This is a genomic window from Erwinia sp. AnSW2-5 (genome assembly GCF_045107195.1).
GTDB lineage: Bacteria > Pseudomonadota > Gammaproteobacteria > Enterobacterales > Enterobacteriaceae > Erwinia.
In genome coordinates this window covers 344,463-354,060 of the sequence record NZ_JBJGXA010000001.1, presented here as the reverse complement: position 1 = coordinate 354,060, position 9,598 = coordinate 344,463, and the positions used below count along the sequence as shown (strand labels likewise).

At 56.4% G+C, this 9,598-nt stretch carries 9 protein-coding genes; 3 read left to right on the top strand and 6 right to left on the bottom strand.

Annotated elements, in window-relative coordinates; all coding sequences use genetic code 11:
• Positions 1-81: 81 nt before the first annotated feature.
• Both ACFL9S_RS01535 and prs read right to left on the bottom strand, forming a co-directional pair.
• A complete protein-coding gene (locus ACFL9S_RS01535) occupies positions 82-1,569 on the bottom strand; it encodes a nicotinate phosphoribosyltransferase (protein WP_405259929.1) in 1,488 nt (495 codons plus the stop codon).
• Complete coding sequence (gene prs / locus ACFL9S_RS01530) at positions 1,559-2,434, bottom strand: ribose-phosphate diphosphokinase (protein WP_405259927.1); 876 nt, start codon at positions 2,432-2,434, stop codon at positions 1,559-1,561. Before prs ends, ACFL9S_RS01535 begins: the two co-directional genes overlap by 11 nt.
• A gap of 213 nt (positions 2,435-2,647) precedes the next feature.
• Between prs and ACFL9S_RS01525 the strand changes: the two genes are divergently transcribed.
• A complete protein-coding gene (locus ACFL9S_RS01525; protein WP_405259951.1) occupies positions 2,648-3,373 on the top strand; it encodes an NUDIX hydrolase in 726 nt (241 codons plus the stop codon).
• Between the two features lie 127 nt (positions 3,374-3,500).
• Here ACFL9S_RS01525 and tauD read toward each other — a convergent pair whose 3' ends face one another.
• The 4 genes from tauD to tauA are packed head-to-tail and all read right to left on the bottom strand — an operon-like array spanning position 3,501 to position 6,920.
• Entirely contained in the window at positions 3,501-4,340 is an 840-nt protein-coding gene (gene tauD, locus ACFL9S_RS01520) for a taurine dioxygenase (RefSeq protein ID WP_405259925.1), read from the bottom strand.
• Positions 4,337-5,164, bottom strand: coding sequence for a taurine ABC transporter permease TauC (gene tauC / locus ACFL9S_RS01515; RefSeq protein WP_405259924.1), 828 nt, complete (start codon positions 5,162-5,164; stop codon positions 4,337-4,339). Before tauC ends, tauD begins: the two co-directional genes overlap by 4 nt.
• Positions 5,161-5,928 (bottom strand): taurine ABC transporter ATP-binding subunit, encoded by a 768-nt coding sequence (gene tauB, locus ACFL9S_RS01510; protein WP_405259922.1) that lies wholly within the window; start codon positions 5,926-5,928, stop codon positions 5,161-5,163. The genes tauC and tauB overlap by 4 nt, the downstream gene beginning before the upstream one ends.
• A gap of 14 nt (positions 5,929-5,942) precedes the next feature.
• Positions 5,943-6,920: a taurine ABC transporter substrate-binding protein gene (gene tauA, locus ACFL9S_RS01505; RefSeq protein ID WP_405259920.1), complete on the bottom strand. Its 978-nt coding sequence runs from the start codon at positions 6,918-6,920 to the stop codon at positions 5,943-5,945.
• Positions 6,921-7,205: 285 nt separating this feature from the next.
• Here tauA and ACFL9S_RS01500 point away from each other — a divergent pair, with 285 nt between their 5' ends.
• Together ACFL9S_RS01500 and ACFL9S_RS01495 are read left to right on the top strand one after the other, a co-directional pair.
• Positions 7,206-8,321, top strand: coding sequence for a toxic anion resistance protein (locus ACFL9S_RS01500; RefSeq protein ID WP_405259918.1), 1,116 nt, complete (start codon positions 7,206-7,208; stop codon positions 8,319-8,321).
• Between the two features lie 3 nt (positions 8,322-8,324).
• Positions 8,325-9,506, top strand: coding sequence for a 5-bromo-4-chloroindolyl phosphate hydrolysis family protein (locus ACFL9S_RS01495; protein WP_405259916.1), 1,182 nt, complete (start codon positions 8,325-8,327; stop codon positions 9,504-9,506).
• The last annotated feature ends 92 nt before the right edge of the window (positions 9,507-9,598 follow it).

The window sequence follows — 9,598 nt, the reverse complement described above, 5'->3', positions numbered from 1 at the left end:
CGCAGCATGCCACGCCCCTACGAAACTGATTTCCCGGGATGATACATCTGTAGGGGTCGGGCATGCCCGACCCGCATCACGTTACTCCGCCGCCAGCCGCTGGCGCAGCGTAGTCAGATCCTCACGGTTATACAGTTCGCCATTCAGGAAACGAATTTTCAGCTCTCCGCCCTGCTCCTGCTGCCAGCTCTGACCATCCTTCAGTTTAAGTTCACCCTGTGCATCTCTCTCCACCCGCAGTAAGCCGCGCGCTGAGTTTTTCATACCGTTGTCCGTTTTCGGCTGTTTGAAGATCTCACGACCCTCGCCGTTCACTTCGCCATAGGTCGCTTTCATCGCGAAACCGAAGGTATCACGCGTGTTGTATTGATAGGTGTAAGAGCCGACGCCGAACACCACATTGCTGCTGGCAAAGCCTTTGGCCTCCAGACGGCTCAGGATCAGATTGGCACGTTCCAGGGTAATGGAGTCACCGTAGATCAGGCCAACATGCGGGTCGAACACCTTATAGCCCTTCGCATTGATCGTGCCGCCAAAGATCTCCCATAACACTTCCACCGATCCTTTCTGCTGCGCACTGCGTGCCGGGTCGCGGTCGGCATCGTCGCCGCTGCCGCACAGTATTTCTACCGGGTCACCGCTGTCAGGGCGGAACACCAGACGGCCTTCACGCGCCATGATCTCGGGTTTTAACTCACGGCTGTATTCGGTCAGCACCTTCCAGTAGTCCCAGGTATCCGATACCACCGACACAAACCCGGCCGGATACAGCTCTGTCAGCAGACGACGGAAGGTGGCGATCTCGCCCTGCTCTTCCCCCATGCACATCACGCTGTGCTCAGTGGCGGGAATGCTCCCGGCAATAAACGTCCCTTCTGCCGGGCGGTAATACTGCTGCGCATAAAGGATCGACGGCAGGCTGTCAGTACCGGTAAAGCTCAGCAAGTGGCCAACCCCGGACTGGGCGGCATCATGCAGGCCGGACATGCCGCGGAATGAGAAGTCATGACACTGAAAATCGACATGTGCCATATCGTCGCAGGTCCGTGCTGCCCACTGCTGGCAGATCTGGCGATAGTGGTGCGCCACGGTGGCATTGGTGGAGGACTTCCACAGCTCTGCCGACATCACGCTTTCAAGGTAATTAACCAGCCAGAAAAATTCATCCACGGTATTGGTGATGGTCAGCACCGGAATTTTCATCGGCACTTTGCTGCCCTCATCCAGGCTTTTGATCGCCAGCGGCAAATAGCCCAGGCGATGCAGTGCGCGGATATGATCCACGCTGACGCTATTTTTACCCAGGTAGCTGTCCATCAGTTGCTGATACTCGCCCACCACCTGCTCTTCCGGCTGGGCAAAGAATTTGTCATTAAACAAATCGACCATAAACCACTGTAAAAAACCCTGCAGGCCGAAAAACACCAGCGAATCATCCGCCAGCGGCGAGTGGAAATAACGGTTACCGCGCGGGGTAAAGTTGGAGTACACGCGGTTCGTTCCCTGCGGGTACTGTTCGCGGTGTGAGGTTTTGTAGCCGTCGATAGCCAGAATCGGATTAATTTGCATGGAATGCTCCTTCACTGCGGTAAATGGTGTCGATATCAATCAGTTCTACACGTTCCTGCGCCAGTTCAGCCCCGGCCAGTGAAGTGGTGGTCCAGATGCGGTCAATGCCCTGGCTCAGCAGGTGGTCCACACCTTTACTGAACAGACCGTGCGTCACATACAGGCTGACCGAACGCGCCCCGGCGGCACGTAACACCGAGGCTGAACCGATAAAGGTGCCCCCGGCGTCACACAGGTCGTCAGCAATCAGCACATCCCGGCCCTTCACATCGCCTTTCAGCAGTTCGAATCCGCTCAGTGCGCCGCTGGCAATATCACGGTGTTTGCCCAGAATGCCGTACTCCACGGCGTTCACCTGCTGCGCCAGCGCATGCACCTTCTTCAACGCGCCCGCATCCGGTGCCACCAGCATCATGCCCTGCGCCAGTTCGGCCCGCAGCGCCGGGCTGTGGATCAGAGCGCGATGCTGTGGGATCGCCACCAGACGGTCAACAACGCCTGCGGCCACATCGCTGTGCGGGTCAAGCACCACCACGCGGTCAAAGCGCAGCTGATTAAGAAACCCGGCAAACACCTTCAGCGCAAAGCTGTCACCGTCACGCATGGTGCGGTCCTGGCGGGCATAAGGCAGCCACGGCAGCTCAAGGGTCACCTGGCGCAGCAGGCAGCGCTGGCGTACCGCCTCCAGTAGCTGTGCAACCAGCATCAGGTCATCCAGAGTCTGCATGGCGCTGGCACGCAGCGTCAGGTTTGTGGCCCGCGGATCCAGCGGCGACAGCACGCGCCCCCAGACGGCTCCGTCAGGAAAACGGCCGTTTTCCAGCGCCAGCTCCTGACCCTCTAGTGTTAATTGCAGTTTCATCATCGCAGACTCCTTTTTACCAATTAATGTCTCAAGGACATTTATATAATTGTCCAAGAGACACTAATTAACAAGCAAAAAATAACCTCACGCTAAAAAAGTGAGTTAACACTATGATATTTAACTTAATAAATTTCATCAGGAAGGCGTTATCATTGAATCATGACGCCGGGGCTGGTAGTGTGTCCCAGCGACACTTCCCGTAGGAACCCTATGATGTCATCAGAAGAAGAGTACCTGGCACAGTACGACGCCTCACGCTATGCCGCGCCGATTGTCACCGTCGACAGCGTGCTGTTTACCCTGTGGCAGGAACAGCTGTGCGTGTTACTGGTGCAACGCGCGAATCATCCGCAGCGTGGCTGGTGGGGGCTACCGGGAGGGTTTATTGATATGCAGCAGGATGACTCCACGCGCGCCACGGCGCTGCGCAAACTGCGTGAGAAAACCACGGTCAATCCCCCGTGGCTGGAACAGCTGGCAACCTTTTCAGGGCCGCATCGCGATCCCCGTGGCTGGAGCCTGACCACCGCCTGGTATGCGCTGATCGCCGCAGAGAACTGCCGGGCAGAGAGTGACGATGTGAGTGATGTGCAGTGGCAACCCGTAACCGGACTGGCACAGCGCAGCGATATCGCCTTTGACCATCAGGAAATTATTGCCGAAGCCCTGCAACGACTGCAGCAAAAAACGCTCTATTCGATGCTGCCGGTCTACTGCCTGCCTGCCGCCTTCACCCTTACCCAGTTGCAGGAGGTGACCGAAACGATCCTCGACCGTCCGGTGCAGCGTAAAAGCCTGATCCGCCGCTTTGACGCCTCAGAGATGTTTGAAGAAACCGGCGAAAGCGTGGCGACCGGCGCACGCAAGGCCAAACTCTATCGCCTTAAGCCGGGTGCGGATGTCCATAACTTCTCTCGCAACCTGATGATCGATAGCTAAAAGAAACAACTAAAATGATTGTACCGGAGCGAGACAAGGCGCCAGGAACTGAGCGAGCGGAGCATACTGAAGTATGTGAGCATCGCGAAGAGACGCAGTAACGCAGTCGCAGCCCGGTACAACCATTTTAAAAAGGTTTATCTCCGAGAATAGTGGCGCGATGCATGATGCGGCGTGCCGGTAAATAATCCGCATTGGCATAATGCTGCGTCACGCGGTTATCCCAGATCGCCACATCGCCCACCTGCCAGCGCCAGCGCACCTGAAAATCAGGTTTGGTGACATGGGCAAACAGGAAGCGTAGCAGCGCGTCACTCTCCTTCTCAGTCAGCCCGATAATGCGTGTGGTAAAGCCCTCATTTACGAATAATGCCTTTTTACCGCTGACCGGATGGGTGCGGATCACCGGATGTAACACCGGCGGATTCTTCGCCACCGCCTGATGCCAGCGCTGGTGTTCTTCCTCACTGCCGCGATATTTGTATTCCTGGAAGGCTTTGCGGAAATCATGCTCGGCCTGTAACCCGCCCAGCAGCACCTGCAACGGTTCAGACAGCGCGTTATACGCAGCAATCCCGCTGGTCCACAACGTATCGCCCCCGGTTTCGGGCAACTGCTTCGCCGCGAGGATCGCCCCGGCTGGCGGGGTTTCAATAAACGTGACATCGGTATGCCAGTTGTCGTTATCCGGCGGGTTATCGTCATGGGTATCCAGCACGATAATCTCCTCCACGTCCGGCGCATGCGGATAAACCGGGTGAATATGCAGGTCGCCAAAACGTGCCGCCAGCTGACGATGCTGCTGCGGGGTTAACGGCTGGTCACGCAGGAACAGTACCTGATGGCGGATCAGTGCATGATAAAGCTGCTCAAACTGAGCATCGCTTAACGGGCGGGTCAAATCGACATCGCTGACCTGGGCACCAATGTAAGGGCCAAGCGACTGAATTTTAATACGTTCGTTCATTGTTGTACTCCATGCCAGGGGGTAAGGCGGCGCTGCAAGGCTCGTAGCCCCAGCTCCAGCGCAAAGGCTATCAGGGCGATCACCGAAATACCGGCCAGCACCACATCGGTGGCAAGAAACTCGCCTGCCGACTGCACCATAAAACCCAGTCCGCGCGTGGCGGCGATCAGTTCAGCGGCCACCAGCGTCGACCAGCCGACGCCAAGACCAATACGAATACCGGTCAGGATCTCCGGCAGCGCACCGGGCAGCACCACATGCCACAGCACCTGCCAGCGGCTGGCACCGAGTGAGCGCGCGGCACGCAGGCGGACCGGCTGGGCACTTTTCACCCCGGCCACCGCCGACATCGCTATCGGCGCGAAGATCGCCAGGTAGATCAGTAGAATTTTTGAGGTTTCGCCAATACCAAACCAGATCACCATCAGTGGCAGATAAGCCAGCGGCGGCACCGGGCGGTACAGCTCAATCAGCGGGTCGAGAATGCCGCGTACGGTATCATTCAGTCCCATAAAAATGCCCACCGGCACGCCAATCAGCGTCGCAGCCAGCAGTGCTATCACAATGCGTGTCAGGCTGGCGCCCAGATGCTGCCACAGCGTGGCATCCATAAATCCAGCCGGACTGGCGATGGTCAGTAGCTGGTGTAATACCTTCTGCGGCGGCGGCAGAAACAGCGGTGCAATCAATTGTAAGGCGGTCACGCCCCACCACACGGCCAGCAATACCAGCAGCGTCCCGAGGCTGAGCGTCAGCTGATGCGACAGCGGCCAGCGCCATTTCACACGGCGCACTGTGCTTTTTTCGTTAATCAGTGAGCTCATGCAAAGACCTCGCGCTGCTGAAACACCCGGCCGAGTACGTATTCACGGCGTTCAATAAAGGCAGGATCGGACTTAATCGCGCGGCAGGCTTCCCCTGCGGCATAGCGGCGGCCAAAGTCGAGCGACAAGCGTTCGACAATGCGACCCGGCCCTGGTGACAGCAGGATCAGTTCGCTGGCAAGGAACACGGCTTCTTCAATATCATGCGTAATCAGCAGGATCTGCTTGCCACTGTCGCGCCATAGCGTCAGCAACAGCTCCTGCATCTGCTCGCGGGTAAAGGCATCAAGCGCGCCAAAGGGTTCATCCAGCAGCAGCAGACGCGGATCGGCCGCCAGCGCGCGGGCAATACCGACGCGCTGACGCATACCGCCTGAAAGCTGCCAGATAAAGCGCTTTTCAGCGCCCTCCAGCCCGACTTTTTTCAGCATCTGACGTGCCACTGCCCGGCGGGCATTTTTTTCCACCCCCGCCAGCTGCAAGCCGAATGCCACGTTATCCAGCACATTGCGCCACGGCAGCAATCCTTCATGCTGAAACACCACGCCCCGGTCGGCACCCGGCCCGGTCACCGGCTGGCCATCCAGCGTAATGCTGCCACCGTCTGTCGGAATAAATCCGGCAATCAGGTTCAGCAATGTCGTCTTGCCACAGCCCGATGGCCCCAGAACCACCACCAGCTCTCCATTGCCGATCGACAGGTTAATATCCTGTAATGCCAGCTGTCCTGCATAGCTGGCGCGAAGATGAGAGACTGACAGCATGATTCTGGCTCCTGTTATTGTGCGAGAGGTTTCACAAAGCGATCGGTGACATAGCTGCTGTAATCCGTCGCGATTTCCGGCACTTTGCCCTGCTCTTTCAGGAACTGGGCCGTATCCACAATCGCCTTGTTAACCGGGCCGTTAAGCTGCTCTACCTGCTGTTTCGCGGTCAGATAGGTATTCCCTTCCACCAGCACCGGAACGTCGGTATTTGGCACGCCGCTAAAGCGCGACAGCTTGGTCAGATTATCTTCCTGCTTGAGCCACTGCTGCGGGTTATCGAGGTAGGCTTTTTGCGCGTCCAGCGCGCTGCGGGCAAAGGCGGTCACCACTTCAGGATGCTGCTGAGCGAAGTCTTTACGCACCACCCACACATCCAGCGTTGGCGAACCCCATTTGCCGACCTGAGCCGAATCGGTCAGGACCTTGCCGTCTTTCTCCAGCTGATTCACTGCGGGTGCCCAGACGTAAGCGCCATCAATGTCACCACGCTGCCAGGCCGCAAGTATGGCCGGAGGTTGCAGGTTAATAATCTGGACCTGGCCCGGCTTAATGCCCCAGTGCTTCAGCGAAGCCAGCAGGCTGTAATGCGTGGTCGAAATAAACGGCACGGCGATGCGCTTGCCGATCAGATCTTTCGGGCTTTTAATGTCTTTTTTCACCACCAGCGCTTCGGAGTTACCCAGCTGGGAAGCCAGCAGGAACACTTCGATAGGCAATTTTTGACTGGCGGCGACCGCCAGCGGGCTGGAACCGATATTCCCGATCTGCACGTCGCCGGAAGCCAGTGCGCGGATCACGCTGGAGCCGCTGTCGAATTTACGCCAGTCGACTTTCGCCCCGCTCTCTTTGGCAAAGGTGCCATCAGCCTGAGCGACTTTGGCCGGTTCCGCTGATGTCTGATAAGCGATGGTGACATCCACCGCCTGAACGCTGAGTGCTGTCAGTGACAATGCCGCTGTCAGAATTGAAAGTGTGAATTTACCCGCCATAGCCCGCTCCAGAGATTATTGTTATTGGTGAACACCTCCTTTGTAACCGGGCGCGACTATCGTAATAAAGTAATTAAAAATTCTTTTTTATATCAAAAGTTGCTTAGGAGAAATTGTGGATTGGTTTGCCAAAACATGGCAAATGCCTTAGTTAAGCGCCTTTTCAGAATAAACTGGGTTTACACGCCGCACATTACCCAGGTTACACGGTATTTTTATACGCCGGATTTCCTGATACCTTAGCCCGCTTGATGATTCCCCCACTTTTGCACAAGGATAAATAGCATGACGGAACATCCACTCAGCGCAGAACTGACTGAAACGTCTCTCACCAGGACGCCATTAACCGATGCCGAGCAGCAGCAGGTTACCGACCTGATGGCGCAGATCGACATTAACGATCCGCTGATGGCGATTGCGTATGGGGCCAATACCATGAACAGTATTTCGCGCTTTTCCGAAATGCTGATGAGCGAAGTGCGGGCGAAAGATGCCGGTGAGATCGGCCAGCAGATCACCGATCTGCTGATGAAGGTAAAAGGCATCGACCCCGGCGTGCTGGGGCAAAAGAAAAGCTGGCTGGCCTCAATCCCGGTAGTCGGCAAACTGTTCAACCGCCTGGAGCGCACGCTGCTGGAGTATCAGACGCTGACCCAGCAGGTTGATACCCTGACCGAAAAGTTACAGCAGGCACAGGTCGGCCTGCTGCGTAATATCGCCACCCTTGAACAGCTGTTCCAGCGTAACCGTGAATTCTTCCAGCAGATCAGCCTGCATATCATTGCGGGCAAACAGAAGCTGCAACAGATCGAAGGGGGGATGCTGGCTGAAGCACAAAATACAGCGCAAAACAGCGGTGATGCGATGGATGCTCAGCGCGTGCGTGACCTGCTGGAAGCGGTGCAGCGCTTTGAACGCCGCCTGCACGACCTGTTGCTGTCGCGTACCATTGCTATTCAGACCGCGCCACAAGTTCGTCTGATGCAGAGCAACAGCCAGTCGCTGGCTGAAAAGATCCAGAGCAGCATTCTCTCGACCATTCCTATTTGGAAAAGTCAGATGGTGCTGGCGATCTCCCTGCATTCTCAGCGTCAGGCTGCTGCCCTGCAAAAAGAGGTGGCCGATACCACCAATCAGATGCTGAAGCGCAACGCCGAGCTGTTGCAGAGCGGCAGCGTCGAAACCGCCACGCAGGTCGAACGCTCAGTGGTCGATATCGAAACGCTGCGCGATGTGCAGTCACGTCTGCTGACGACTCTGGAAGATACGCTGACCATTGCCTCTGATGCCCGCTCCCGCCGTCTGGACGTTGAGCAGGAACTGGTGGGAATGGAGCAGGAGATGAAACAGCGCCTGGCGGCCATCAATAGCGGAAAATCTCCCAAGATGAAGGTCGTTTAACTGATGAATATGGCTGAATTTAACCGCGTTTATGCGCCAGATAATGAGATTAACGCGGGGGATAACGGGCTAAGCAGGTTCTATAAAAATTCCAAAGTGGCGAAACTCTTCTTCCACTTTGTCGTACTGGCGATTTCTGTCTGGTTCATCGACTTTGCCCGCAACAATAACTGGTCTGCCGAATATGTCAGACAACTGGCTGCCGACCCGAAGCTGGAAGGTGGCACGATCTTTATGGTTTGGCCCAGCGCCGGAATGTTGCTGCATCTGTATATGTACCGCCGCCGCTGCTTTTACTGGAGCCTGCCCACCGGCATTTTATGGCTGTCGTATGGTGACCTTATTGCCGCCCCCTACTGGATGGCTGTCTTAGGTTATTTTCTGGCTGTTTTTATGCACTTCAAATCATTCACCACCTTGCTAATTGGTTTGCTGATGCTGGGTGGAATGGTGTACTTCGAGACCTATTTCGACGTCTGGCACGCGAACTTCTTTTACCTGCTGGCTGCCATTCTGTTCCTGGCTATCTGGATTGAAAAGAAGTCGGCCCGCACTGCCTTGAAGCAAAGCGGTAAAGCGATTCCTTCACGACTGAATATGTTTAGCCGCGGTCTTGATGAAGCGGAAGAGGTGGAAACCGAGGAGACAACGCCTCGCTTTCCCCCCAGACCACAAGCCGATGAGTCGGTGTGGGCACCGGGAGAGAAAGAAGCGCAGGAGTATGAAGAACAAACCCCGGAGCCACCAGCGCCGGAGGAAAAATCGAGCCTGACGACCGTTCAGCGCCCCTTCGCCGTGTACTGGCTCGAACTGCACAAATTGAAGCAGCAGCCTGCGCTGCCTGAATTATTGCAAAGCGAACTGAATGGGGTAATAAGCTACTGCGAACGTATTCTGGAATGTATGCAGGAAGATCCTAATGACGTACAGCCAGGCAGGGCGTTTCTCGACCGCTACCTGACGCAGGTCACAACGGTAGTGAAACGCGGCCTGTTACTCTCCGGCCAACTCAGCACACACGGCAAGACGCAGGAAGTGGAACAGCAGTGTTTGAAAGCGTTACAAGCACTGAACTCCGCCTTCGCCCAGCAGCATTTGCGCCTGCTGGAAAACGACACGCTGGCGTTCGAGACCGACCTGACCGTGCTGAACAGTCTGCTGAAAACCGATGGGTTTAAGCAGTAACCGGGCCGGGCATGCCCGGCCCCTACGGGAAATGGAGAATACCCCAGGGGCGAGGCACGCCGCAGGGAGGGGGAACACTGTAGGGGCGAGGC